The following is a 26,241-nucleotide window of genomic DNA, read 5'->3' as shown; positions in this document are numbered from 1 at the left end:
CCTACCAAACGCGTGCGATAGCGAGGCCATCGACGGCTTTGGCGCCGGCGCGCTTAAGCTCCGCCGAGGCCGCTGCCATTGTTGCGCCCGTGGTAATGACATCGTCGATGAGCAGCAGACGGCAGCCACGTACATCCTCGACCGTCTCGTACATGTCCCGGGCATGTTCCCGGCGCTCGGCGCGACCGAGTTCGCGCTGGTCGCCATGACCGTATTTGACCAAGGCGTCCACCAATGGCACGCCCGAAAGATCGCAAAACGAGCGAGCGATTGCTTCCATGTGATCAAATCCACGCCGCCGATACGCCGCCGCAGTCGCGGGCACAAATACCACCGCGTCGGCACCGGACAGCACGCCGCCGTAACGGTCGGGGGCTGCTACCTGGGCATGCAGGGCGGTGTCGTAGAGCAGCTCTGCCAGATACGGTGCCAGACGGCGCTCGCCCGCATCCTTGTATGCCTTGATGATGCGCGGCAACGGATGTGCATAGACAGCGCACACCAGGCAGCGATCGAGGGCCTTAGCCACCGTCGAAGACGCACCCTCGACCGAGCACTCGGTACACAGCAGGTCTCCAAACGGAGCGCCGCACCTCGTGCAGCTGTGGCGCGGATCGACAAGCGTGAGCGACGCCAGGCACTCCTGACAAATAAGCGCACCGGCACGCTCGCAACCGGCGCATCGCGTGGGCGAAAGAACCTCGAGTGCCTCATGCGCCGCGCGCTCGGCAAACGGTAGCAATTCATCCGCAAACGGCAAGATGCCGGCACTCCGTAAGCGGCTCAAACCATTCAGACAGTTATTTATGACAAAACCCTCCCTACGCTTGGGCGAAGGGAGGGTTGTCGATTCAGTGCCATGATACCCCGTTGCACTTGGGGTCAGACAAGTCGAATCCGCTTGCGGGCGCTATTCGCCGGCAGGCGGTTGCGGTGCGGACGAGGTGTGGGTCGAGCCTTCGCCACCATCCTGGCGCGGCTTGCGGGAACGGCGACGGCGGCGGCGCTTCTGACTCTGGTCGGCCGAACCCTCGCCACTGCGATCCTCACGCGGTTCGCGCTCGTCGCGAGCACCGCCGCGCGAAGCCTTGGCGGCAGCTCCTCCGCCATCGCCGGGGCGACGGCGCGTGACCTTGACTTCACCATCCGAAACCTGATCGGCCACAGAAGGAACCGAGGGTTTCTGCTGCGTGCCCGAGGAATGGCGACGGCGAGGACGCGGCGCGCGCTCCTCCTCGCCACGTGGCCTGCCAGCCTTGTCGGCAGGCGCGTCGGAGGCCGAGGCGCCCTTGGGAGCGGCACCGGCCTCGCGAGCGGCTGCGGCGCGGAAGGCGTCCTCGCGCTCCTCGCTCGACAGGTGGCGGCGACGACGGCGCGTGGGGTTCATGCCGCCGCCGCGGTTTTGCTGCTGGGGCTGCTGAGCCTCGCGCTCGCGAGAGGCGTTCTTGCCCGCGGTCTCGCCGTTGTCGACGGACGCCGCGCGCTTGCGGCGACGACGGCCGCCGGCCGCCTCCTCGGCCTCGGAAGCCTCGGCCTTGCCGCGGCCCTTTCCGCGGCCACGACCCTCGCCCTGGCCCTGACCGGCACAAGCATCGGATTCGGCATCGCGACGACGGCGCTTGGGCATCGACGTGCCGGCCAGACGGTCGGCACTCGACAGGCCATCGCCCACGTCGACGCCGTTCTCGCGATCGAGTTCCATGAGCGCCAGGCGCATCTCGGGCGACTCGATGCGCTCGAGCACATCGCGCGTCACGCAGTCGGGGCGGCAGCTGCAGCCCTGCTCGGCGGCCTTCTTTTTGCAGCCCTCCGAGCACGTCATATCGGCCAAGTTGACCTTAAAGACTTTACCGTTCTCCAGGCGCAGCACCAGCTGCTCACGCGGCGTGTCATATTCCTGGATACGCGCCTTGCCGAGCGGCGTATCGATGAGCGTCTTCTTTTTGGGCGCACGGCTCTTAAAGTCCTTGTACGCCTCGAACTCATAGCGCAGGCAGCACATCAGGCGGCCGCACACGCCGCTGATCTTAGACGAATTGAGCGGCAGGTCCTGCTCTTTTGCCATGCGAATCGAGACGGGCTCAAACTGTCCGCCAAAGCGCGTGCAGCAGAGCTCCTGTCCGCATTGGGCATAGCCGCCCACCAAGCGAGTCTCGTCACGCACGCCAATCTGGCGCATGTCAACGCGAATGTGCAGCGTCGAGGACAGGTCCTTGACGAGCTGACGAAAATCGACGCGTTCCTCGGCCGCAAAGTAGAATACGGCTTTCTCGCCGCCAAACAGGTATTCGACACCCACCGGCTTCATCTCGAGGTCGAGATCTTTGACCAGACGGCGGAAATCAACCATGGCCTCATCGCCCTGGATGGCCAGGTCGTCGGCAAGCTGCAGGTCGATATCGCTCGCCACACGCAGCACGGGCTTGAGCGGCTGACCGATCTCGTCTTGCGGCACCTCGAAGGGATCGGCCGTGACCAGGCCGATCTCGGTTCCGCGCTCGGTGGAGCAAATGGCATAATCGGCCTCGAGGATATCCAGACCCTGCGGGTCAAACCACAGGTCGCGCGAGGCGTAGGTAAACTTAACGGGTACGACTAACGGCATTTCAGTGCCTTCCTGATATCGAACAGCATGACCTCGATGGCCAGCTGGGGAGTAACGTTTCTGGCAATGTTGCGCTCGGCGGTCGCGACCGCCTCGAGCGCCCGGGTGGCACCCGCAACATTCGTCGCGGCGGCAAGCCGCCCGATCGTGTCGCGCACGTCCTCGTTCACAATGTCTGCCGCCTCATCCTGAAGCGTCAGCAGCACGTCGCGCATGAGCGTCCGCGCGCTCGCCAGCGCTTCCATGATACCCGAACGCTCGCGCGCGTTGAGTTCGCGCTTGTTGCGGTCCTCAAGCTGCTTCAATGCTCCACGCGACAGATAATCGGCGTTTTGCTCGAGCACCTTTTCCTGCGTGGACTTGACCTCGGCGAGCGGAGCCTTAACGGCGACGATGAGCGACTTGGCGCGGCTGAGTACATCGGCCTCGTCGGCGGCGATGAGCGAATCGATGGCGCGGATCATCTGGCGGCGAGCATCCTGGCGCTCGGCGCTCTTAAGGAACTCGATGCCGCGCGTGGGGCTCCCCGCCACGGCGACCGCCATGCGACAGCGTGCGAGATCCTGGCCCGTCGCGCGGCTCACGGCCTTCGTGGCCACGGCGGGCGACACCAGCCGAAACGGCACGCACTGGCAGCGGCTCACGATGGTGGGCAACATCACGTCTGCCGAGGTGCCCAGCAAGATAAACATAACGCCCTCGGGCGGCTCCTCGAGCGTCTTGAGCAGTGCGTTGGCGGTGTTGGCGCGCAGCTGCTCGGCACGGTCGATGATGTAGACCTTGGCCTTGGCACGGATGGGCGCCAGCGGCACGTCGTCGAGCAGCTCGCGGGTCTGGGCGATGAGGTAGCCCGTGGCGCTCTCGGGCGTGTAATAGTGCACGTCGGGGTGCGTATGGCGGGCGACACGCACACAGCTATCGCATGAGCCGCAGCCGTCCTGCTCGCACAGGAAGGCTTGGGCGAGTGCCCAGGCGGCATCGAGCTTGCCGGCACCGGGAGCGCCCAAAAACAGGTAGGCGTGCGATGCGCGGCCGCTGGCGACGGCGTTGGTCAAAAAATCGCGTACGCGCTCTTGGGTGTCGAGCTTGGCCAGCAGGCTTGCCAGAGCGGGGGCCATGTTACTCGGCCTCCTGGGCAAGCGTGGCGGTGACGGCGTCCTGGGAAATGTCGAGACCGTACGCGCGAACCCGCTCGACCGTCTGCGCGAAGACGTCCTCGATGGAAGCGGTGGCGTCGATGAGCTTCACGCGATCTGGCTCCTCGGCGGCAATGGCACTAAATCCCTGGTAAACGCGCTCCTGGAACGCCATGCCCTTGGCCTCCATGCGGTCGACCGCACCACGGGCGGACATGCGAAGCGCTGCCTGCTCGGGCGTGATGTGATAGACGAGCGTGAGCGCCGGGTGCGTCCCCGCGACAGCAAGGTTGTTGGCGTCGCGTACCATCTGGCGATCGAGGCCGTCGGCAAACGCCTGGTAGCAGGTCGTGGAATCATAGAAGCGGTCACACAGGACCACTTTGCCGGCCGCAAGGGCGGGAGCTATGACCTCGTGCACCAGCTGGGCGCGTGCGGCCTCGTAGAGCAGCAGCTCGCAGGTATCCCCCATCGCCGTATTGGCGGGATCGAGCAGCAGGGCACGGATCTTTTCACTAATGGCGGTACCACCCGGCTCACGCAGGGTCACGACCTGGTAGCCAGCGAGCTCGAGCGCACGGGCCAGCAGGCGCGCCTGCGTGGACTTACCGGCACCATCGACGCCCTCGAGCGTGATAAAGCTATGTTGAGCGGACTCAAAAGCCATGGGCGCAGTCCCTTCCTACAAGGCGCGTAAATGCAGATATATCAACCAAATCATGATACCCCAGGGGCAGGCGCACCCCAAATCCAACCTAGTCATTGGGGACGTTCTTAAATGACTGGTCGTTTAAGAACGTCCCCAATGACTCCCAATGACTAAAGGTGCCTTTCCAAAGTTGCGGTGAAATAGGGACTGATTGAAGCTCTAAGACCGCCAAACAGTCCCTATTTCACCGCAACTTATGATGGGGAATTTTGGATGCTGGGTATAATCGTCGTATGGCATTGAAATGTGGCGAAAGGAGTGGCAATGTCTCGGTATTGCGCCTCGTGCGGCAAGCTTCTTGCAGATAATGCCAAGTTCTGCACCTCGTGCGGTGCACCCGTTGAGCAAACAGCCGCGAGCGATAGCCAGCCCGCTTTTGACCAGACCGGGCCCCTTGATACGCCGCAAGCCAAGGCGGACGATCCCCTCGCTTATCGCTCCGACCCCGCCGCAAGCCCCGCGGCCGTCGAGACCACGCAGTGCATACCCGTCGCGAGCGGCTCGCCCCAACAGCAGCCGGCTCCCGCATACGCGCCTGCTTCGCCACAGACCCCCGCTCCCAAAAAGAGCGGCACCGGGGCGCTTATCGCCGTTATCGTTGCGCTGGTGGCAATCATCATCGCCCTGGTCATCTTCTTTGTGATCAAACCGTTCGACGACTCCGCCACGCAGACGACTGCCGAGGTTACCAAGCTGCACCACGATGTTGACGATGATGACCTCAAGCCTCTCGGCGACCCCAATAGCCTTTACGACGATGACGATGACGACGAGGACGAGGCTGGCGGCGAAGCAACCCTCTCCGAGCAGAACCTCTACCGTCGCCTGAGCGAATACTACGACCTGCTCGAGGACCTCGATAGCCAGGTCCGCGCCTGCGCGCAGGCCTTCAATGGTAGCTATCTGGAAGAAGATCGCACCACCCGTCAAAATCTCGCCGACGTCGCCGAGCGCACGGAGGAGACCATCGAGCAGTATTACGATATCGTCGAGGACCTGAACGTCCCCATGAGCTCTAAGAACTACAACTCCTGGAAAGACATCATTGCCCTGTATGACGACCTTGATCACCGCATCGACGCGATCTGCGATGCCTGGGAGATCAGCCTAAAGTACGCAAAGCCCTCGGACCATAAGGACGAAATCGTGGCGCCGCTGGCACGCGACAACGAGCCGGGAACCAGCAGCAACAAGTATCGCTTGGACTTTGAGGACCGCTATCCCAGCGCTAAACCCGTCGAGGTGAACTAGCGTTTTGTCGTTCCCGAGCTGGCAGTTAGGGACGTTCCTAAACTGCCGGTAGAAAAGGAACGTCCCTAACTGCCGAACAAAAAACGGGCGAGGATCATGGGACCCTCGCCCGTTTTTGTTTTGGGCAATGTTTCGACTGCGCCGCTACTTGCTGGCGGCCGCCTTCTTTGTGGTCGTCTTTTTCGCGGCAGCCTTCTTGGCAGTCGTCTTTTTCGCCGTGGTCTTCTTCGCCGTACTCGCCTTGGTCGTCGTCTTGCGGCCGCGGGCGGGCTTCTTCTCCTTGGTCGGGCAGTCCATGTTGACGCAGATGCGCCACGGACCGCGCGCCGTGTTGACCACCACGATGGGAGCGCCGCACTCGGGACAGGTCTCGCCCGTCGCCTCGAGTTTGCCACGCGCCGGCAGCGGATAGCTCACGCCGCAATCGTCATAGTTGGTGCAGCGGATAAAGCGCTTGCCACTCTTCTCGCTCTTGTGCGCAATCAGATCGCCATGGCGTCCGGCCTCGGCGCACACCTTGCACTCGCCCACCTTAAGGTCGGGCTCGTAATTGGTGGGACACGTGGGGTTCACGCAGATCTCGAAAGCCTTCTGGCGGAACGGCTGGCACTTAATGCGCGGTGCGCCGCATTCGGGACACACGGCCGCCTCGCCCTCGAGCGGGCTTACCTTGACGCCGCTCGGCACCGGATAGGTCACGTCGCAGTCGGGCCAGCCCATGCAGCCGATAAAGCTGCCGCGGGTCTTGGCGCTCGTCTTCATGACCAGATCCTTGCCGCACTTGGGGCAGGCGCCCACGCGCGCATCGGCCGTGACGGCATCGCTGATGGCGTCGCCCAGCTCCTGCGTATGCTTGAGCAGCTCATCGAGCACGCCGGCCAGCAGCGCGCGCGAGTGCGTCACGACATGCTCTTCGGTATCTTCGCCGCGCTCCACGCGGGTCATGTCGCCGTCGAGCTCGCTGGTCATATCGGGGCTCGTGATGCGCGGGGCAAACTGCGACAGTGCATCGATGATGGCGATACCCAGCTGACTCGGCTCCACGGGATCGTTTTTGAGGTAGCGCACGGCGTACAGGCGCTCGATGATGCTCGCGCGCGTGGACTTGGTGCCCAGGCCGCGCTTTTCCATCTCCTGCACGAGCTTGCCCTGGCTGTAGCGTGCGGGCGGCTCGGTCTGCTTGGCCTCGAGCTTAATGTCGAATACGTCGACCGTGTCGCCCTGCTCCAGCGGCGGCATCTGCTCGTCGCGCTTGAGTCCGTACGGGTATGCCTCGCGGAAACCCGGGGTCACGAGCACATCGCCCGAAGCCACGAACGGCTCGCCGTTCACGTCGAGCTCGAGCTTAGTGTTCTCGATGGTGGCAGGGCCCATAAGCGTCGCCAAGAAGCGGCGAGCGATGAGGTCGTAGAGCTTGCGCTGGCCACCGTCGAGCGTGGACGGATCGCCCTCGCCCGTGGGGTAGATAGGCGGGTGGTCGGTGGTCTCGACCTTGCCGCGCGTGGGCTTCATGGGACCGGCGAGCACCTTTTTGCATACGGGCGCCAGCGCCGGGTTGATCTTTGCCAGGTCACTCACCACGGCGCCCAGATCGAGCGTCGCGGGGTACACGGTGTTGTCGACACGCGGGTAGCTGATGAGGCCCGCCATGTAGAGGGACTCGGCGATGCGCATGGTGCGTGCGGGCGAGATGCCCTCGGCCGCAGCGGCAGCCTGCAGCGAGGTGGTCGCAAACGGCGTGGGCGGCTGCTGCTTGCGCGAGCGCTTGGTCACCGCGGCGACGGTTGCCGTCTTGGCACCGTCAACGTGACCGTACGCCGTCTCAGCAGCATCCTTGTCGGTAAAACGCGCCGTCTTGTGCGCGATCTTAAAGCGGTCGTCCTCGGCAGCAGCCTGCGCGGCAGCCATGCCGCGGATCTGCCAGTAGTCCTCGGGCACAAACGCCATGCGCTCGCGCTCGCGCTCGACCACCAAGGCGAGCGTCGGGGTCTGCACGCGGCCGGCAGAACGCACGTTGCCAAAGCCGCCAAACTTGGCGAGCGTCAGGTAGCGCGTGAGCACCGCACCCCAAATGAGGTCGATGTGCTGACGACTCTCGCCGGCATCGGCCAGGTTCTGGTCGAGCGAGACGAGGTTATCAAAGGCCTGCGTGATCTCGGCCTTGGTAAACGAAGAATACTGGGCGCGGGCAACCGGCAAGTCGGGCGCAACCTCGCGCACCTTGTTGAGGGCGTCCGAACCAATCAGCTCGCCCTCGCGATCGAAGTCCGTGGCGATGATGACACTGTCGGACTTCTTGGCAAGGTTCTTGAGCGAGCGAATGAGCTCTTTCTCGGCCGGCAGCTTGATAACGGGCGCCCAGGTAAGGTAGGGCAGGCTCTCGAGCTTCCAGCCTTTGATGGAGATACCGTCGGCAAGGAACGGTTTGCGCTTGGTGTCATAGGGCGGACGCGCCAGGCCATCGGGTATATCGGCCGGCAGCATCTCGCCGTCCTCGGTGACCGAATACCAACCCAGCTTTTTATCGAACAGCACGCTGTCGCAAAAATCGGGCGCAAGGATGTGACCGGCAAGGCCAATTGTCACGCACTCCTCGCCCTTCCACTCAAAACGGTAGATGGCGGTGTTGTACACCTTGTCCTTTTTGGGCTTGCCCGTGGACAGCCGCTCGGCGATCTGGCGCGCGGCGTCGTTTTTCTCGGCGATGATGAGCTTCAAAAGAGGCTCCTATCTCGTGTGTCTGCGGCTGCGCCCGCACGTACGACGGCCGACTTACGCCCTTGTTTGTTCGATCTGCCCGATGAGCCAATCGCACCAGGCATCCATGCCCTCGCCCTTGCGTGCGCTCACGGCAAACCGCGGCGCCTGCGGATTGAGGTCATCGAGTGTCTTAGTATACCTATCCATGTCAAAATCGAAAGCCGGGGCCACATCGACCTTGTTGAGCAGCTGTGCGCCAGCGTGCTGGAAGATGCCCGGGTACTTAATGGGCTTGTCGTCGCCCTCGGGCACCGAGAGAATCATGATGGACAGGTTCTCGCCCAGGTCAAAGTCGACCGGACAGACCAGATTGCCCACGTTTTCGATAAAGATAACATCGATGTTTTGAAGGCCCACTGCCTGGTCGAACGCGTCAACGGCCTCCATGATCATGTTGCCCTCGAGGTGGCACAGACCGCCCGTGTTGATCTGAATGGCGGGCATGCCGGCTTCCTTCATGGTGATGGCGTCGACATCCGAGGCGATATCGCCCTCGATGACGGCACAGCGCAGGCCGGCTTTGTCGCGCAGGCGCTCGTTGGTGCCCAGAATCGTGGTGGTCTTACCAGAGCCGGGACTCGACAGCACATTGATCACATAGGTGCCTGTCTCTTTGAATCGCTGGCGCAGCTGATCTGCCAGGCGCTCATTGCGCGACAGAATTGGCGATGCGATATCAATAGTTTTCTCGGCCATACTCGGCACTCCTTACTTCTACCATTTATACCCCGTCCCCAAATGGCAGGCTGGTTAATTGTCGGGGGTTTCAATCTCGATGCTGGCGATGTCGAGCTCGCGGCCGTGCAGCAGGCGCACGTTGGTGCCGCCACACTGAGGACAGCGGCAATGGAAGCGGTCGTGCTCAAAGACCTCGCGGCAGTCCAGGCACTCGCTTTGTGGATGGACTTCCTCCACGGCAAGCTCGCAGCCGCGCGTGAGCATGTCCTCGTCGCGAAACGTCTCCCACGCAAAGTCGAGCGCCTCACGCACAACTTCGGTCATATCCCCAATGCGCAGCGTTACCAAAACAGCGCGCGAGGCCCCCGCCCCACGCGCCGCGCGAATCACTGTATCGAGTATGCCGTTGACAATGCCAACCTCGTGCATACGGATTTACTCCTCGTCGTCCTCGTCGTCGTTCGAGAACAGATCCAGACGGCTCACAAACAAGCCTTCCTTGCCATCGCGCGCGGTAATGACCACGCGGGCGATGGCGAGCGAAATCTCGTAGAGCGAGAGCAGGGCGCCATACATGAGACCCAGTGTAACGGGCGAGCCGTCGGGCGTAATCACAGCCGAGCCCGCAAGCAGGCCAACGTATACGTAACGCCAGGCACCGCGGAAGGCCGCATAGGACACGATATGGAAGACAGAAAGGTAGAAGATGATGAGCGGCAGCTCAAACGCCACGCCAAAGCCGATCATAAAGAGCAGCTCCATGTTGACGTAGTTCTCCAGATCGGGCAGCGCCGTAGCGACGGCCGAGGTTTCGCCGATGAGCCACTCAAAGCCCGCAGGGATGATGATGAAGTAGCAAAAGATTGCGCCCAGGAAGAACAGCACCGTCGAGGCGAGCACCGTGGGCACAACCCACTTGCGCTCGTTGGGGCGAAGCGCCGGCAGGAAAAACGCCAGAATCTGCCAAATGATCATAGGCGTGCACATGACAACGGCCATCTTGAGGGCCAGCGAAAAGCGCAGACCAAAGCCGCCGAGCGTGGTGGTGATGTAGAACTTACCGTCCGGCACAAAGGAGCGGATGGGGTCTTCCAGGATGTCGAGCACCACGGGCGTGGCGAAATACAGCACGATGGCGGCGGCAAAGACCGACACGACCACGATGGTCAGGCGGCGACGGAGCTCACCCAGATGATCGAAGAGCGGCATGCGCGCAGGTCCGATAGGCATTACTCATCGCCTCCCTTCGGGGCATGGGCGGCAGCGGCGTCGTCCTCGGCCTCGAGCTCGCGAGCGAGCTGGTCGACGACGGCCTTGCGCTTGCGGGGACGACGGGCGTAGAGGTCAGCCGTCGTGGGCTCTGCCGGCTCGGGCTCGGGCTCCGGCTCTGCAGCAGGCTCGGGCTCGACGGCGGCAGCGGCAGACTCGGGGCCCTCAGCCTCACCAGCAGCACCTTCGTCCTCGGCAGCACCCTCACTCGCGGCCTTCTCGGCGGCAAGGCGGGCACGGCGCTCGGCAAAGGTCTCCTTCTTTGCGGGCGCGGCCGTCTCGACGGCATCCTCGTCCGCATCGGAATCGTCATCGACGGCAGCCTTCTTGGGCTTGACCGGAGCCGAAGCGGCCTCGCTTACCGGATCGATAATCTCGGACTGAACAACAGCCGTCATCTTTTCCTGCGTCTCGCGGAACTGACGGATGGCACGGCCGATCGTGCGGCCCATCTGCGGGAGCTTATCCGGGCCAAACAGCAAAAAGCCGAAGACCACGATGATCGCGAGCTCACCCTCTCCAATACCAAACACACATACCTCCAAGGCTCGATGTGAGTCGAGCCCGCACCGCGCCATTCGGCCGGAACTCGTCTATTCATTCGGTCAAGTATAGCGCCCGGACGTCAAAACATCCGAGCGCATCACAAACATATACCAAACGGCACGCCCTTTTTGGGGCAGGGCTTATGCCGTCGTAATTGAAATCTCCTGGTCGACACCCAGCAACTGAACCACGCGCATCACCGGGGGCTGCACGTTGACGCAGCCAAACCGCTTGTCGTGATCGGCTGCGTGGTGCGCGGCGCCCACAAGTACGCCAATACCTGTCGAGTCGATATAGCTCACCTGGGCAAAGTCGAGCTCAACGGCCTCGGTGGGCTGCTCGAGCGCCAAGTCGATGGCGTTACGCAAGCTGTCGGCGTTAGAGATATCAATCTCACCGGTCACCCTGATGGTGTAGAGCTCCGGCGTGGGGTTGGTGGAAATACCCAAATCCATGTATACGCTCCTTTGCGTATCGAGAGTGCGGATAGTACTGGACGCGGATTTGCGGGGCCCTACGCGTTAGGCGCGCTCGGCACGAGCAAGCTCGGCAGCGACGAGCTTGACGGCCAGCACCAGCACGTCGAGCGCGGCCTCCAGGTCCTCGACCGTGGGATAACTCGGCGCGATGCGGATGTTGGTGTCGCGCGGATCCTTGCCATAAGGCCAGGTGGCACCTGCCGGCGTGAGCTTGACACCCAGGTCGGCGCAAAGCGCGGCGACCTTTTGGGCCGAGCCCTCGGGGCCATCAAAGCTCACAAAGTAGCCGCCGCGGGGATGCGTCCAAGTAGCGCAACCCGTATCGCCCAGGCCCTCAGTGAGCTTGCGCTCGACGGCCTCAAAGCGCGGACGCAAGAACTCGGCATGCTTTTTCATGTGCTCCTTGACCGCCTCGATGGTGGGAAGGAAGCGCACGTGGCGTAGCTGGTTGAGCTTGTCGGCGCTGATAAGACCGGCCTTCAGGCGCTTGGAGAACTCCGCGATGACCGCGGGACTCGCACCGATAAAGCCGATGCCCGCGCCCGGGAAGGTGATCTTGGACGTCGAGGCGAATGCCACCACGCGGTCCTCGGTACCCGCCGCGCGGGCAAGATCGAAGATGTTGGCGAGCTCGTCGGTCTCGTCGTACAGGTCGTGCACGCAGTAGGCGTTGTCCCAAAAGATGCGAAAATCGGGCGCGGCCGTGGGCATCTCGACCAAGCGGCGCACGGTGTCCTCGCTAAAGGTGATGCCCGTGGGGTTGGAATACTTGGGCACGCACCAGATGCCCTTGATGGAGTCGTCGGCGGCAACCAGGCGCTCTACCTCGTCCATGTCGGGGCCGCTGCCGGTCATCGCGACGGGGACGTTCTCGATACCCAGGTCGGCGGTGATGCCAAAATGACGGTCGTAGCCGGGAACCGGGCACAGGAACTTGACCTTCTTACCGTCGTGCGCGGCCTCATAAGCCTCCCAAGGCTCGCTGCCGCACGAGCCGCAGCGCCAGAACATACCGGCGATATCGTGCTCGATCAAAAGGCTCGACGAACCCAGTACGAGCGTCTGATCGGCGGGGCAACCCAGGAACTCCCCCGCCAGCTTGCGTGCCGAGGGGATGCCCTCAAAGCAGCCGTAGTTGGAGCAGTCGACGTTACCGTCGTGCAGATCGGCGTCGGCATTGAGGATATCGAGCATGGGGCGCGAGATGTCCACCTGGGAGGGCGACGGCTTGCCGCGCGCCATGTCGAGCGCCAGGCCCTTGGCCTTGACCTCGGCAACCTCGGCTTTGAGCGCCTCGATGGCGGCATCGAGTTCGGTGGTTTCCATCTTCTGGTAGATCGTCTGCATGGGTGCGACCTTTCGCAAAGCGGGACGTTGCAGTTTGTCTAAGTATAGACCGCTACCGCCGCAACGGTATGAAGCCGTGATAGATTAAGTCCATCGCAATGAATTACGATATCCACCGTATGACCCGTATAGCCGCATGGCACATCCAAGGAGGCAGTATGGAATACTGCTCTTTTCAAGCCGAGGAGTTCGGAGACCTGCAGCGTCTGGTCGACGGCTTGTTTTATGACCGTAAGGCCATTGACCGCCTGGATCTAATCGTTCAGGCGGAGATCTTGGACCTGGCGCCCGATCTCATGGAAATCGTGAATCTTTTGCCGCCCGGCCACTACGACCGCCAATCGCTTTGCGACCAGCTTAACTCGGCCCTTGCCGCCCACGGCTGGGGCGCCGTCTACGGCACCGTGGAATAAAAATGGCAAATAAATGAAATGCCGTTTGTGACAGTGCTCACAAACGGCATTTTTTCACACGAGGGCATCCGGGGCATGTCCGGCCCCGGTTTTCGCGCTCCTACTCGTCCTTGGGCGAAGGGTGCTTGCAGACCACGCTCATGTAGATCATGCCCAGCACGGCCGCGGTAACAGAACCGGCAAGAATGGCGGCCTTGGCGGCCAGAACCTCGAACTGGGCCGTCGGGAAGGCGAGGCCGCTGATGAGGATCGACATGGTAAAGCCGATGCCACCCAAAATGCCCACGCCGGCGATCATATGCCAGTTAACGTTATGAGGCAGCTCGCAAGCCTTAAGCTTGACCAGGGCAAACGTCACGCCAAAGATACCGATCGGCTTACCCAGCAGCATGCCAAAGTACACGCCGAGGGTCACCGGGTCGGTAAGCAGCACGCTCATGTCCACGCCCACAAGGCGAACCTGCGCGTTGACAAACGCAAAGATCGGCAGGATCACAAAGTTGACCGGCGTGGAGATCAGGCGCTCCATGCGGATGAGCGGCGGGGTCACACGGTGCATGACACGCTCGACCTTGGTGGTCGAAAGGGTAAAGTCGTGCTGGCCCAGGATGTGCGCCTCGTCGTCGTAACGGTCGTCGAGCAACGGCAGGTACTCGCCTAGCCAATCGGTAAGGCTATCGAGCTTAACACCGCACTTGGCCGGGATGGTGAAGGCCAGGATGACACCGGCAAGCGTGGCGTGCACGCCGCTCTTAAACATGCAAAACCACAGCAGCAGACCAAGCACCGAGTACGGGGCAAGGCGATAATGCTGAGTCTTGTTGAGCCACACAAGTGCGCAGGTCACAACTGCAGCGGCACCCAGCCAAAACGGACTGGGGCTCTGGCCGTAGAAAATGGCGATGGCGGCGATGGAGATGAGGTCGTCGGCGATGGCAAGCGTCGAGAAGAACACGCGCACGCCGTTGGGCACGCGATTGCCCAAAAGCGACAGCACGCCCAGCGCAAAGGCAATATCGGTTGCCATGGGGATGGCCCAACCGTTGCGGGCGCCGGCATGGTTAAAGATCAGGTAGATGCAGGCGGGAACGACGACGCCGCCCACGGCTGCCAGCATGGGAAGCATGGCCTGACGCGGATTCTTGAGCTCGCCGACCGTCATCTCGTACTTAAGCTCAATGCCCACCAACAAAAAGAAGATCGCCATGAGAAAGTCGTTGACGAAAAGCTCGACGGTGAGGCCAGCCGTAAGGTTGCCCAGGCCCACATACAGCGGGGTCTCCAAAAAGTGATGGATAGCCTCGTAGACATCGGTGTTGGCGCAGATAACGGCGGCGATGGCGGCGATGACCATGACGGCGGCGGAAATCGTGCCGTTCTCGGCGATGCGCTCCCAGATGTCATGACGTTCAAAGCGCTTGCGCTCACGAACGTTGAACAGCTGCTCAGTTGCTGCCATGGGCGGCTCCTTTCACGGGAAAGCTCCCGTCTTAAAAAAGCACGGCCCGCCCAAGTGGCGGCACCGCGCTCCAACGTATTACGCTTGCATCTAGCCTACCCTGCACGACAAGCACGCAGGCGTGGCCGAAAAGCGGAACCACAGGTTGAACATTATTTGCCCAACGGTACGGGCGCCCCTGTCCAATAGGGGACGCGGTCCCGCGCACAAAAAACGACCGGAGCGCGGGGCGTCCGCGGTCCGGTCGTAGCAGGTTACAAAACCTAGCAGGCGGCCATGATGGGGGCAGCGACCTGCTTCTTACGGGAGAGGACGCCCGGCATCCAGACGCCGTCGTGCTCGTCGGCAATGCCCAGGCCCTTCTGAGCGGCCTCGGTCTCGCCCTCGAGCAGGACCTGCGAGCCCTCCTCCATGATGTCGGTGATGCACAGGACGATACCGTCGGCACCCTTCTCGGCGGCGTAGGCGCGCATGGCCTCGCGGATCTCGTCGATCATGCCGAGCGCACGGCTCTTGTCGACGGTCTCGTACTGGCCGATGAGCAGCTTCTTGCCGGCGGGCTCGAACATCTTGATGTCGTTGCCGACCATCTCGGCTGCGGTGAAGGAGCCGGACGGACGGGTGAGGAAGACCTCCATGCCAAACTTGACCGGGTCGACACCCACCTGCTCGCCGAGCTTGGCGGCGACGGCGCGGTCGACATCGGTGGTGGTGGGGCTCTTGAGCATGAGCGTGTCGGTCATCATGGCCGAGAGCAGCAGCTTGGCCTGAACGTCGGAAAGCTCAACGCCGAGCACGCCGGCGAGCTTAGTGACGATGGTGCAGCTGGAACCCCAGGGCAGGCAGATGTAGTGCAGCGGGCCGGCGGTCTCAAAGTCGCCGATGCGGTGATGGTCAACGACGCCAAAGACCGTGGCGTCCTTAAGGCCGGCGACGGACTGGGCGGACTCGTTATGGTCGGTGAGAACGACAAGCTGGCCGGCCTCGACGGACTCAATCATGCGGGGCTCGGCAATGCCGGCGTCTGCGAGCAGCTTGGCGGACTCTGCCGGAAGCTGACCAAGAGCGCAGACCTCATAGGTGTTGCCGGCATACTCAACCTGGTTGAGCAGCTGAGACAGAACGACGGCGCTCATGATGGCGTCGTTATCGGGGTTCTGGTGACCAAAGACAAGAACGTTTGCCATGGGTATCCTCCACTTGGTATGTGTACTTAGACGTAGCTATGGTAGCACGCTGGCAGCTGGCCTTTGGGGACGGAAGGGCCACGGCATATTTTGTGGCAGGTATGGGGGCCAAGGCTGTCCCTTTTGCACCATGTTGGTGCAAAGTAACCTGGCCCCCTTGCACCAGCTATTTACCGGCAGCGCGCAGGGCTACGTAGGCAGAACCGATGATGCCGGCGTCGTTTCCGAGCGAGGCAACCTTAATGGGCGTCTCGCGCGAGGCGGAAAGCGCGTAGCGCTGGAAGTACTCGCGAACCTTATCGAGGTAGACATCGGCCGAGGCGGAGGCGCCGCCGCCGATCAGGAACATCTCGGGATCGACCACGTTGGCAATAAGCGCCAGGGCGCGGCCGAGATAGTCGGCCATGGTATCGGCCGCGGCCAGCGCGAGCTTATCACCCTCGCGGCAGGCTTGGAACACGTCCTTGGAATCGGAAGGGCCGGTGAGCTCGATGGGCTCGACGCCCGCCTTCTTGCACTCGGCAAGGTAGTTGCTCACCACGCCGGTGGCGCTGGAATACTGCTCCAGGTGGCCATGGCCGCCGCAGCCGCAAGTGCGCTCCTCAGCCGGATTCAGGCACATATGGCCAATCTCGCCGCCGGCGCCCACAACACCCGACACCACATCGCCGTTGACGATAACGCCGCCGCCCACGCCGGTACCGATGGTGACCATCACCACATTCTGCACGTCCTTGGCAGAACCGAGCCAAGCCTCGCCCATGGCAGCGGCGTTGGCATCGTTCTCGTACTTAACGACCGCATCGGGGCAGTGCTCCTGAATGGCGATCTTCAACTCGGGCAGGTTAATGGCAATGTTGGCCTTGACCTTGGCATCGCCCGCTGCCGGAATGGGGCACGGAACAGCAAGGCCAATGCCCGCCACAAAGGCGCGCGGAATCTGTGCCTTGGCGACCACCTGGTCGATAGCCTCGGTCACCGCGGCAAAGCCCGCAGCGTCAACGATGGGAGGCGTGGGCACGCTGACCTTCGCAAGCAGGTTGCCATCCCCGTCGAACAGGCCCTCCTTAACCGAAGTGCCGCCGACGTCGATGCCGATGTAGTACTGCTTAGGTTCCATAGGGGCCCGCCCTTCTCGTTTAAACATTGTCTGTATGGTACCGCTCCCAAGGCAAAAACCTACCAAAAAGGGACAGGTTTGTTTTGGTAGGTTTTATCTGGGGAAATGCAGAATACAGGATTCGGTTCGCTGGGTGCTAAATCGGTTCGGCCCCGTCCTCGGACCGATTAGATTTCTCAACACGACATTATTCGAATGTATATTTATTTAGAGCGCTTTTATTTTAGTGCAAAGCGACTTTTAGTAATATATCTATCGAACTTTTCAATGACTCAATAGGGATACTTAGGTGTTGAGTATACTTTCTTTTATACTCAATCAAGTTGGAAAGGAGGTTCCATGATTCCCAAATACGAGGCGATAGCTGCAGATATTCGTCGAAGTATTGAGAATGGCGCTCTTAAACCAGGCGACAAGCTTCCCACCGTCGTTGAGTTCTGCGAGCTCTATAGCGTTTCCAAAATCACCGTCAAACGAGCTATCGAGCAAATCACCGAGGAAGGTCTTGTTACCAGCCGTCGTGGATCGGGTACCTACGTTAAGGACACGGCGGGACTTCCCGGCCAAGCGTTTTTCCAGGGCAAAAACGACCGTGCCCAGGGCTTTTCGTATGAGCACCGCGGGGAGAAGGTGACCTCGGTGGTCTATGATTTCTCGATTGTTAATCCACCAGCGGACATCGCAGCCCAGCTGGGAATTGCCGAGGATGACTTTGCCTATCACATCGTGCGCGTGCGTCAGGCCGATGAGAAGCCCATCGTTATCGAGTACACCTACATGCCCCTCGAGCTGATTCCGGGGCTGAAAAAGAAGGACCTGTACGGATCGGTCTACCGCTTTGTCCGCGAGCAATGTGGGCTGAAGATCTCGAGCTTCCACCGTACCATTCGCGCCGTGGCAGCAACCGAGGAAGAAGCCGAGCGCCTGGACACCAAACCTGGCTCTCCCCTGCTCGAGCTCAACCAGATTGGCTTTTTGGACAGCGGTGCGGCCTTTGAGTATTCGGTCTCGCGCAACGTTGGCGACCGCTTTGAGTTGCACAACGTAACGTTGGCATAGGTTTTTGTAGTCATGCGGGCGCTCGTTTTGAGCTGTTTGTGCAACGCCCGCGCAACACAATGGGGTATGAATATGTCCGATTTGATTAAACTGACGCCGATCTTCCACGAGAAGATCTGGGGCGGCCGTCAACTCGAAACCGTATTTGGTTACGACATTCCCGATGGACCCATCGGTGAGTGTTGGGCCATCTCGGCCCACCCCAACGGCGACTGCCAGATTGCGGAGGGCCCGTATGCCGGCCACACGCTGTCGTGGCTGTGGGCCGAGCACCGCGAGCTCTTTGGCAGGTGCGAGGGCAAGGAGTTCCCGCTGCTCATTAAGATTCTGGACGCCAAGGACGACCTTTCGATCCAGATTCATCCCAACGACGAGTACGCTGCCAAGCACGAGAACGGCAGCCTGGGCAAAACCGAGTGCTGGTATGTGCTGGACTGCGAGCCCGGCGCCACGATCATCGTCGGCCAGCGCGCGCATGACCGCGCCGAGGCCGCACAGATGATCGAGGGGGGCCGTTGGGACGACATGCTCAACGTGCTGCCGATCCACAAGGGCGACTTTTTCCAGATTGATTCCGGTACCGTGCACGCCATCAAGACCGGTACGCTCATTTTGGAGACGCAGCAGTCAAGCGACGTGACATATCGCCTGTACGACTACGACCGTCCCGGCACCGACGGCAAACTGCGTCCGCTGCACATTGAGCAGAGCCTCGACTGCATCGACTTTGATGCTCAGGCTCCGACCGACGGCACGGTGGCCGCACCCGAGGTGAACGGCGTAACCGAGCTCGAGTCTAACTCCTGCTACACCGTCGATCGCGTGCGCGTCGACGGCAGCAAGACCTTGGAGCAGCGCTGGCCCTTCATGTGCCTGTCAGTCATCGACGGCAAAGGCTCCGTCTGCGGCGACCCCGTCCACAAGGGAAGTCACCTGCTGGCACCCAGCACCGTCAGCTCCATCGACCTCGAAGGCCAGATGGAACTGATCGTCTCGCACCTGTAAGTTACCGGTCCCCGAGCGCTCGCCGGGATGGGGCGCGGGGTTTGGTCGCCTGCTCGGACAGTCCTGCTCGCACGGAACTCGCGATCGACCAAACCCCGCGCCCCATCCCGGCGAGCCTCTGGCTAGTAACGACAATCAAAAAGCAACAAGGGGCTCCCCCGTTCATCAACGGAGGAGCCCCTGCTATACATAACGGCTCAAGGTGCCTATAGGTAGACCTTTTCGAGAAACGATAGCGTGTCCTGAAGCCGCACTCTTTCCTTACGGTTGGTCTGCCGATTTACATACGAAGCAAAGTCCGTAAGAAAATCCTCCGCATCAACCCTCATTTGCCCCGTTAGCTCCAAACGCGCCGAAGGCGACAACAAGTCAGCAAGTCGAGCAACATCCGAACGGTGCTTCCGCCGATCAATGTTGTTGCAACGACGTCCCTCTTCATAACTTCTGTTGATATCAATGTGCGCACGCATCTTGAGGGGAATGATATGGAGTGCATCGAGCAACGTAATGCCCTCTACGTTCGTTGCGTTGTCGCGAATAAATTCGTAGTAGCCATCGTCGAGGATAATTGCCGAGAGACTTGATACGGCCCCGTCAAAGGAAAGAGGTGCCACTTCGCTCGTTTCGTCTTCGAGCACAAAATCAGGATGTCGGGCAAATAGCTCAATTTGACCGGGATAGTCTAGGGCCCGCTTTGATCCTTTGGGCAAGCAGAGCCGATAGTAAGTGCACTTTCCATCGCCGACCTTTCCAATCTCGTATCCAGCTGCTTTGATAAACGCCCACAACGCAGTGGCAAATTCAACGCCTTCCCCATCAACAATTACGACGACATCCAAATCTTCGGTAGCCCTGAATGAATCACCTTCGCTGTCAAATAGAACGCTGCAGGCCCCTCCACCAATAAGGACGTAACCACCTTTGCAGCTGCTCATGGCGTCGGCAAATCGCTCTATCCCCCTCACTTTTGGCATATCGTCCTCCTGAGCTGTTCGACCGCATCGAGCAGACGGTCATCTTTGTAATCCTCTTTTGCGAAGGCAACGTATAAGGAGAACGGGTCGACACATTGCAAACCTGTCGTGTCAAAACTAACATCGGACGGCTCGTCCACGGGATACGACCAGACCTCAATCTCGACAGCAGCCGGTTCGTACCACTGGGCCTCCAGCCATCTGTCACCCATGTGCTCTTTTAGGTCCTCTAGCTGATTCTTTTCGAGAGCAATGGTTGGAGCAGAGCCTTCATGAGCAAGGTCAGACATATAGCTAAGGGCAGACATACCGGAAAGCAGCGCGTCAACGGCACGTAGCTCTGTTCTCTCGATAACCTTCTTGAGCCGGATTCGCTCTAAAACTGGCGTGCGAAGATAGTCCTCAAACCCATCCAGCAGCGTCTCGGTCGACAACCCGGCATCGCACAATATACGCTTTTTGCCGTCCCGCATAATCAACCCAGGAGCAATAGCGGCGATTTCCGAAAGATAGCCGCTGACGCTTGCCGCGCTTTTGCCACACAGACGCGCTAGGTCGCCGGCGGAGCAGTCAACCCATCGTCCCGCGATGAGATTTAGGACGATTCGTTGAGATTGGGGCGAAAGCGGAGCAGCGGGAGAAGCACCCAGCACCTCACCGGAAATAACGGCTCCGATAAACGGCAAAAACGCATTTCGCTCATCTCGGATATATGCGATCCCCTCCGAAGAAAGCGCGTGCATAAAGCCTAAATCCATAGCGTCCCAGCAAATTGCCACCGGGCGAGCATCTATCTTGCGCACTGCATTGGCGAGATTTCGCGCCGAAATGACACTGGGCGGTTCTTTTGGTTCCGCAACAATAAAACGGCCTTGCTCAGACATGCCGAGCCGTGCTAAGCGAAGCGAATAGCGCTCGAGATACATGCGAGGAATCTGTATCTCAACTAGCTCCGGGTCGATGGCGAGCTCTAAAGAGAAGAGTCTTTTAGGGAGACAATTTGGCAGCATGTCCACTCACCATTTTCATTTCAGTTACATTTTAGTATCTATCTAAAATTATACTGAATCGTATAAAACGCTCAATCCCCAAAGTCATAAGAAACAATCCGAAACGTAATAAGGGGCTCTCCCGACCATGTACGGAAGAGCCCCTACTCGTATCTATCTATCAGCCCACCCGGCTCTCCAGATCAAAAAGCGAACGAGCAGAGCGAGGTTCGTCCAGCAACGTTACCCGAGGACCTGGGCGGGCGTATGGGGCAACATCGATCGCGAGTTCCGCACGCAAAGGAGGCCACTTAATGTGGCCTCCGTCTTGCGCAGGACTGCCCGAGCAGGCGATGTTTCCCCATACGCCCGCACAGGTCCGCCGGGATTACGACAGCTTAACAATCGGAGCGAAGCCTTTCATTAGCTTTTTGGTCTGGCCGGTCTTTTCGAATTGGACCTCGATCATGTCTCCAGCGACCGAGATCACGGTACCCGTGCCAAAGGTCTTATGACTCACGGTATCGCCCGCGGCAAAGTCCTGCGACGCGCTGGCGCGATCGACCTTGCGCTCCACTGTTGGGGACACCTTGGACGACGGCTTTTTGGCCCGCGGTGCGCCCGAGCCAAAGGTCGAGGCAACGCGACCGGCGTCGGGCGAGACCCCACGATGGCGCTCGGTCCCGTAGCTGCTGCCGCCAAAGAAATCGTCGAAGCTCGATCCGCCGCGCGAACCGGAACCTCCGGTCGAGCGCGTATGCGAACCAAACACCTTGCCGCCATACATATCCGAACCCATGCCCGAGCCAAAGGTGCCGCGACGGTCGCCGCGTTTCTCCCAGCCCGTGCCCTCAAAACCGGCAGAACCGATACCGCTAAACTCGATATCCTCAAACGGAATCTCGTTGAGAAAGCGCGAACGCGGGTTGGCGGAGGTCGAACCGTAGGTGCGACGCGTGGCCGCATAGGTCAAGAACAGGCGCTTGCGGGCACGCGTGATGGCGACGTAGGCCAGGCGACGCTCCTCCTCGAGCTTGCCCGGATCATCGCTGCCGCCAAAGTCGTGCACGTGCGGAAAGATACCCTCCTCCATGCCGGCCACGAACACCGCCGGAAACTCCAGGCCCTTGGCGGAGTGGATGGTCATCATGGTAATGGCATGCGTCTCGCCGGCCAGGGAATCCAAGTCGGAGCGCAGGGCCAGCCACTCCATGAGTGCCGGCAGCGCCTTACAGGTGAGCGGACCGTAGGTACGCTCGATCTCGCCGGCATGCACGGCAGCCGCCGGCAGCTCCGTCGGCGCGGCATACGCGTTGCCTGCGATGGCGGCGGCCAGGGCATCCTGCGGAGACAGCGCCGGAGCGGCCAAGCCATCGAGCGGATTGGAGCCCGCGGCGTCACGGGCGCCGACGAGCGCCTCAAACGAGGATGCCGGGACAGATGGCCCCGGTTCGGGCGCAGACACGCTCACCACGACGGGCTCGGGCTCGGCGCCGGCAGGCACGTCGGCAACACCGGCTGCGCGCAGCTCTTCTAGGCTCTCGAGCGTACCCTCGATATCCTCGTGCGTCTCCTCAAATTCCGCCGCAACGCCCAGAAATTCCTGGATGTTCTCGGCGCGGCTCTCAGATTCCATGGTGCCCTCGGCGCGAAACGCCTGCAGCAGGCCCGTCTTATCGACGATCATCTCGACAACGTCCTTGAGCTCGCCGTCCATGCGGCGGCCCTCGCGCACCAGTGAGACAAAGCTCGACAGGCCGTTGCGCACCTTGGCGCTAAACATGCCGGTTTCGGCGCACGCGATCTCGCAAGCCTGGAAGAACGAGCAACGGTTGTCGCGTGCCAGCTGCTCGATCTTTTGGATTGAGGTGGAGCCAATGCCGCGGCGCGGTGTGTTGATGATGCGTTTGACGCTCATCTCGTCGGCCGGGTTCACGATCATCTTGAGGTAGGCCATGACGTCGCGAATCTCGGCACGGTCGAAGAATCGAGTGCCGCCCACGATCTTGTAGGGCACGCCCGCGCGCAGAAACATATCTTCGAGAATACGAGACTGGGCGTTGGTGCGATAAAACACGGCGATGTCGTCGTAGCTCGTGCCTTTGGCATGCAGTTTCTCGATCTCACCGGCAATCCAGCGGCCCTCGTCGCGCTCGTCGCTCGCCTGGAAGGCCTGAATCTTCTCGCCATCGCCCTCGGCCGTAAACAGGCGCTTGTCCTTGCGCTGCGAGTTGTGGCGTACCACGGCGTTGGCGGCGTTTAGGATATGGCCCGTAGAGCGGTAGTTCTGCTCGAGCTTAACGGTCTTGCAGTTTTTAAAGTCCTGCTCAAAGTCCAAGATGTTGGTGATGTCGGCGCCACGCCAGCTGTAAATGGACTGGTCATCGTCGCCCACAACCATGAGGTTTTGGTACTTGGCGGCCAGAAGGTTGGCGATTTCGTACTGGACGTGGTTGGTGTCCTGATACTCGTCGACGCTAATGTAGCGGAAGCGCTCCTGGTACTTGTCGAGCACCTCGGGGCGGGTGCGCAGCAGTTCGAGTGTGCGCACGAGCAAATCGTCGAAGTCCATCGCGTTGGCGGCGCGCAGGCGGCGCTCCAGCTCCAGGTAGACCTGCGCGGCCTTTTTGTCGTTGGGGCTATCGGCGGATTTGAGCATGTCCTCGGGGCCGATCATGGCGTTTTTGGCCGAACTGATCTTGCTGCGAATCATGTTGATGGGGAACTGCTTTTGCTCGATGCCGAGCGCCTGCATAATGTCACGCACCATGCGCTTTGAGTCATCGTCATCGTAGATGGTGAACTGACCGGTGTAACCCAGCAGGTCGGCGTCCTCGCGCAGCATGCGCACGCACATGGCGTGGAAGGTGCACACCCACATGCCGCGGGTACCGCTGGGAATGAGCGCCGTCAGACGCTCGCGCATCTCGGCCGCGGCTTTGTTGGTAAACGTGATGGCAAGAACCTGCCAAGGCTTAACACCCAGGTCGCCGAGCATATGCGCGATGCGGAAGGTCAGGACGCGGGTCTTGCCCGAGCCTGCGCCGGCGAGGACCAGCAACGGGCCCTCGGTGGTCAGGACGGCCTCGCGCTGGGCGGGATTAAGGCTGTCGATGTCGACGAGCGGCTTGACGGGCTTGGGTGCCGGCGCGGGAGCGTCGTAGATGTCGAGCGGAACGAGCTCGGGCTCCGGCGCAGCGGGGGCGGTGTATGCATCGAGCGGCACGGGTTCCGGCGCGGGCGGCACGGGTACCGCGGCGTTCTTTTCCCAGGGCAAGGGCTGGGTCATGGGCGACTCCTCATCTGACGGACGGCGCGCCTGCGGGCGACGCCATAGTTTGAGCCGTACCAGTATACCGAGCCGCGGGGACACCGATGCAAATCACACCACGACTCCGTGCGCCGCGCTCTGGCCGCCGCGCAGCGTCAACCAAGTTACAGACCGAGCATAGGCTCCAGAACAAAGAAGTACGCGAGCACCACGATGCCCAGAATAATGCGGTAGACGCCAAAGCACTTAAAGTCGTGACGGCGAACGAAGCCCATGAGCCACTTGATGGCAATAAGCGAAACCACAAAGGCCACGACGCAGCCCACGCCCAGAATGGCAATCTCGTTGGTGCCAAACGTACCGCCCTTAACGAAGTACTTGACCAGCTTGAGCGCGCTCGCGCCAAACATAACGGGAATGGCCAGGAAAAACGTGAACTTGGACGCCACCGAGCGCGTGCAGCCCAGCAGCAGGCCGCCGATAATGGTAGAGCCGGAGCGTGATGTGCCCGGAATCAGCGAAAGCACCTGGAAGCAACCGATACCCAATGCGGTCTTCCAGCTCAGGTCCTCGAGCGTGGCGATGGATCCAAAGTCCAAATCCTCGTCATCGTCATTGTCTTCGGTAATATCCGCCGCAGGAGCCGCGAAGTGTGCACCGGCGGGACGCCCGCCCGCCACCACAGCACACGAACCAAACGAATCGGCAAGAGCGGCGTTCTCGCGCTTACTCGCACGCCAGTTCTCAATCACGATAAACAACACGCCGTACACGATGAGCGCCAGCGCCACGACGGGGGCGTTATAGAAATGCTCCTCCATCCAGTCGTTGAGCGGCAGACCGATCGCCGCGGCGGGAATACAGCCAAGCACAATCTTGCCCCACAGCACCCAGGTGTCGCGACGACCCTCCTTGCCCTTGCTGGGCGAGAACGGATTTAAGTCGTAGAAGAACAGAACGCAAACGGCCAAAATGGCGCCAAGCTGAATCACGACCAGGAACATATTCCAGAATGTCTCGCTCACATTCATCTTGACGAACTCGTCCACCAAGATCATGTGGCCCGTCGACGAAACGGGCAGCCATTCGGTGATGCCCTCGACCAGGCCCATGAAGGCAGATTTTAGAAGCTCGATGATATCCAAAGGGACCCCCTCGTTTTTCACCCGCCGATAGTTGTTCTGCGGACGGTTGCGGGCGATGTCCCATTATCAACCGTTCGGCCGCGGCCGCGCCCACCCTTACCAAAAATCTCGCCCGTTCACAGAATTGCGAGCGGTCAAACCGAAATCCTTGGGTATAACTGCAACAAGCTAAAGTGTCCGGCGGCCAACACGTCGTCCGATGCACGAGCCCCGCGCCCGTGCGATAGACCAAGGAGGAAACCATGAACGAGGGCTATACCAAGGTATTTGTTTCACTCGACGGTACTGAGCAGCAGGATTTTGTGCTCACACGCGCTATCAAGGTCGCCGCAAACAATGGCGCCAAGCTGATCATCGGTCACGTCATCGATTCCACGGCGCTCGAGAGCGCCGGTTCCTATCCGGTCGATCTGGTCAACGGCCTGGAGGAGGCCTTTAAGAACTCCATCGCCAAGCAGCTCGAAGAGGCCAAGGCTAATCCCAACATTCCCGAGGTCGAAGTCATGATTCGCGCCGGCCGTATTCGCGAGACGCTCAAGGACGAGATGCTCGACGTGGTCAAGCCCGATCTGGTGCTCTGCGGCGCTCGTGGCCTTTCCTCGATCAAGTATGCGCTCCTGGGTTCGATTTCGACATTCCTGCTGCGCAACACCGACTGCGACATTCTGGTCGTGAAGTAGGTTCCTTCCCGCCGGCGCAAGGCCTGCGGGGTTATCACGCCGACGTCCTCGCCGCTTCGCGGCTGCGGGATGTCGGCTTAGATAACCCCTCCCGGCCTTGCGCCTTCGTCACCGTACTTCAGCGAGTTAGCTGAATAGAGAGATGGCGTGCCGCCCTGG

23 protein-coding genes are annotated in these 26,241 nt (G+C 60.9%); 5 read left to right on the top strand and 18 right to left on the bottom strand.

Features of this window, described 5'->3' with window-relative positions; all coding sequences use genetic code 11:
• Nucleotide 1: 1 nt before the first annotated feature.
• The 4 genes from ACTQ1S_RS06790 to tmk form a co-directional block, all read right to left on the bottom strand.
• Complete coding sequence (locus ACTQ1S_RS06790; RefSeq protein ID WP_441547355.1) at nt 2–760, bottom strand: ComF family protein; 759 nt, start codon at nt 758–760, stop codon at nt 2–4.
• A 150-nt stretch (nt 761–910) separates the two neighbouring features.
• Nucleotides 911–2,605: a PSP1 domain-containing protein gene (locus ACTQ1S_RS06785; RefSeq protein ID WP_441547354.1), complete on the bottom strand. Its 1,695-nt coding sequence runs from the start codon at nt 2,603–2,605 to the stop codon at nt 911–913.
• Nucleotides 2,596–3,723 carry an ATP-binding protein gene (locus tag ACTQ1S_RS06780; RefSeq protein ID WP_427718943.1) on the bottom strand — a complete coding sequence of 376 codons (1,128 nt, stop codon included), beginning with the start codon at nt 3,721–3,723 and terminating at the stop codon, nt 2,596–2,598. The genes ACTQ1S_RS06785 and ACTQ1S_RS06780 overlap by 10 nt, the downstream gene beginning before the upstream one ends.
• A gap of 1 nt (nt 3,724) precedes the next feature.
• Entirely contained in the window at nt 3,725–4,408 is a 684-nt protein-coding gene (gene tmk / locus ACTQ1S_RS06775) for a dTMP kinase (protein ID WP_441547353.1), read from the bottom strand.
• Between the two features lie 306 nt (nt 4,409–4,714).
• Here tmk and ACTQ1S_RS06770 point away from each other — a divergent pair, with 306 nt between their 5' ends.
• Complete coding sequence (locus ACTQ1S_RS06770) at nt 4,715–5,701, top strand: zinc-ribbon domain-containing protein (protein ID WP_441547352.1); 987 nt, start codon at nt 4,715–4,717, stop codon at nt 5,699–5,701.
• Between the two features lie 144 nt (nt 5,702–5,845).
• Here ACTQ1S_RS06770 and ACTQ1S_RS06765 read toward each other — a convergent pair whose 3' ends face one another.
• The 7 genes from ACTQ1S_RS06765 to ACTQ1S_RS06735 all read right to left on the bottom strand — a co-directional run bounded on the left by ACTQ1S_RS06765 (nt 5,846) and on the right by ACTQ1S_RS06735 (nt 12,780).
• Nucleotides 5,846–8,419: a DNA topoisomerase I gene (locus ACTQ1S_RS06765; RefSeq protein ID WP_441031322.1), complete on the bottom strand. Its 2,574-nt coding sequence runs from the start codon at nt 8,417–8,419 to the stop codon at nt 5,846–5,848.
• A 54-nt stretch (nt 8,420–8,473) separates the two neighbouring features.
• Nucleotides 8,474–9,157: a hydrogenase nickel incorporation protein HypB gene (gene hypB / locus ACTQ1S_RS06760; RefSeq protein WP_152068470.1), complete on the bottom strand. Its 684-nt coding sequence runs from the start codon at nt 9,155–9,157 to the stop codon at nt 8,474–8,476.
• Between the two features lie 54 nt (nt 9,158–9,211).
• Entirely contained in the window at nt 9,212–9,568 is a 357-nt protein-coding gene (gene hypA / locus ACTQ1S_RS06755; RefSeq protein WP_152068469.1) for a hydrogenase maturation nickel metallochaperone HypA, read from the bottom strand.
• 6 nt (nt 9,569–9,574) lie between these two features.
• Nucleotides 9,575–10,369, bottom strand: a complete 795-nt coding sequence (tatC, locus tag ACTQ1S_RS06750) for a twin-arginine translocase subunit TatC (protein ID WP_193221504.1) — start codon at nt 10,367–10,369, stop codon at nt 9,575–9,577.
• Complete coding sequence (locus ACTQ1S_RS06745; RefSeq protein WP_427718929.1) at nt 10,369–10,941, bottom strand: twin-arginine translocase TatA/TatE family subunit; 573 nt, start codon at nt 10,939–10,941, stop codon at nt 10,369–10,371. The genes tatC and ACTQ1S_RS06745 overlap by 1 nt, the downstream gene beginning before the upstream one ends.
• Nucleotides 10,942–11,094: 153 nt before the next feature.
• Complete coding sequence (locus ACTQ1S_RS06740; protein ID WP_441547351.1) at nt 11,095–11,409, bottom strand: STAS domain-containing protein; 315 nt, start codon at nt 11,407–11,409, stop codon at nt 11,095–11,097.
• Between the two features lie 66 nt (nt 11,410–11,475).
• On the bottom strand, nt 11,476–12,780 hold the full coding sequence (locus tag ACTQ1S_RS06735) for an aminotransferase class I/II-fold pyridoxal phosphate-dependent enzyme (protein WP_427718927.1): 1,305 nt from the start codon (nt 12,778–12,780) through the stop codon (nt 11,476–11,478).
• A gap of 158 nt (nt 12,781–12,938) precedes the next feature.
• Here ACTQ1S_RS06735 and ACTQ1S_RS06730 point away from each other — a divergent pair, with 158 nt between their 5' ends.
• Nucleotides 12,939–13,193 (top strand): hypothetical protein, encoded by a 255-nt coding sequence (locus ACTQ1S_RS06730; RefSeq protein ID WP_441547350.1) that lies wholly within the window; start codon nt 12,939–12,941, stop codon nt 13,191–13,193.
• Nucleotides 13,194–13,293: 100 nt separating this feature from the next.
• Here the strand turns inward: ACTQ1S_RS06730 and nhaA are convergent, their stop codons facing one another.
• The 3 genes from nhaA to ACTQ1S_RS06715 form a co-directional block, all read right to left on the bottom strand.
• A complete protein-coding gene (gene nhaA / locus ACTQ1S_RS06725) occupies nt 13,294–14,652 on the bottom strand; it encodes a Na+/H+ antiporter NhaA (protein ID WP_154515038.1) in 1,359 nt (452 codons plus the stop codon).
• Between the two features lie 263 nt (nt 14,653–14,915).
• Nucleotides 14,916–15,839 carry a manganese-dependent inorganic pyrophosphatase gene (locus tag ACTQ1S_RS06720; protein WP_154515040.1) on the bottom strand — a complete coding sequence of 308 codons (924 nt, stop codon included), beginning with the start codon at nt 15,837–15,839 and terminating at the stop codon, nt 14,916–14,918.
• 166 nt (nt 15,840–16,005) lie between these two features.
• The gene (locus tag ACTQ1S_RS06715) at nt 16,006–16,959 is read right to left on the bottom strand and encodes an ROK family protein (RefSeq protein ID WP_427728539.1); all 954 of its coding nucleotides are present in this window, start codon (nt 16,957–16,959) and stop codon (nt 16,006–16,008) included.
• Nucleotides 16,960–17,298: 339 nt separating this feature from the next.
• Here ACTQ1S_RS06715 and ACTQ1S_RS06710 point away from each other — a divergent pair, with 339 nt between their 5' ends.
• Both ACTQ1S_RS06710 and ACTQ1S_RS06705 read left to right on the top strand, forming a co-directional pair.
• Nucleotides 17,299–18,018: a GntR family transcriptional regulator gene (locus ACTQ1S_RS06710; protein WP_441547349.1), complete on the top strand. Its 720-nt coding sequence runs from the start codon at nt 17,299–17,301 to the stop codon at nt 18,016–18,018.
• A gap of 72 nt (nt 18,019–18,090) precedes the next feature.
• Nucleotides 18,091–19,023, top strand: a complete 933-nt coding sequence (locus ACTQ1S_RS06705) for a type I phosphomannose isomerase catalytic subunit (RefSeq protein WP_441547348.1) — start codon at nt 18,091–18,093, stop codon at nt 19,021–19,023.
• Nucleotides 19,024–19,229: 206 nt separating this feature from the next.
• Here ACTQ1S_RS06705 and ACTQ1S_RS06700 read toward each other — a convergent pair whose 3' ends face one another.
• The 4 genes from ACTQ1S_RS06700 to ACTQ1S_RS06685 form a co-directional block, all read right to left on the bottom strand.
• A complete protein-coding gene (locus ACTQ1S_RS06700) occupies nt 19,230–19,997 on the bottom strand; it encodes a hypothetical protein (protein WP_441083292.1) in 768 nt (255 codons plus the stop codon).
• On the bottom strand, nt 19,985–21,007 hold the full coding sequence (locus tag ACTQ1S_RS06695; RefSeq protein ID WP_441547347.1) for a hypothetical protein: 1,023 nt from the start codon (nt 21,005–21,007) through the stop codon (nt 19,985–19,987). Before ACTQ1S_RS06695 ends, ACTQ1S_RS06700 begins: the two co-directional genes overlap by 13 nt.
• Nucleotides 21,008–21,374: 367 nt before the next feature.
• Nucleotides 21,375–24,275, bottom strand: coding sequence for an ATP-dependent helicase (locus tag ACTQ1S_RS06690; RefSeq protein ID WP_441547346.1), 2,901 nt, complete (start codon nt 24,273–24,275; stop codon nt 21,375–21,377).
• Nucleotides 24,276–24,421: 146 nt separating this feature from the next.
• On the bottom strand, nt 24,422–25,402 hold the full coding sequence (locus tag ACTQ1S_RS06685; protein WP_441547345.1) for an undecaprenyl-diphosphate phosphatase: 981 nt from the start codon (nt 25,400–25,402) through the stop codon (nt 24,422–24,424).
• 242 nt (nt 25,403–25,644) lie between these two features.
• Here ACTQ1S_RS06685 and ACTQ1S_RS06680 point away from each other — a divergent pair, with 242 nt between their 5' ends.
• The gene (locus tag ACTQ1S_RS06680; protein ID WP_154515052.1) at nt 25,645–26,082 is read left to right on the top strand and encodes a universal stress protein; all 438 of its coding nucleotides are present in this window, start codon (nt 25,645–25,647) and stop codon (nt 26,080–26,082) included.
• The last annotated feature ends 159 nt before the right edge of the window (nt 26,083–26,241 follow it).

The sequence above is a fragment of the Collinsella sp. LCP21S3_D3 genome (genome assembly GCF_052118305.1).
Taxonomy (GTDB): Bacteria; Actinomycetota; Coriobacteriia; order Coriobacteriales; family Coriobacteriaceae; genus Collinsella.
The sequence above is the reverse complement of the archived record's forward strand: the minus strand, read 5'-3'. Positions and strand labels throughout refer to the sequence as shown.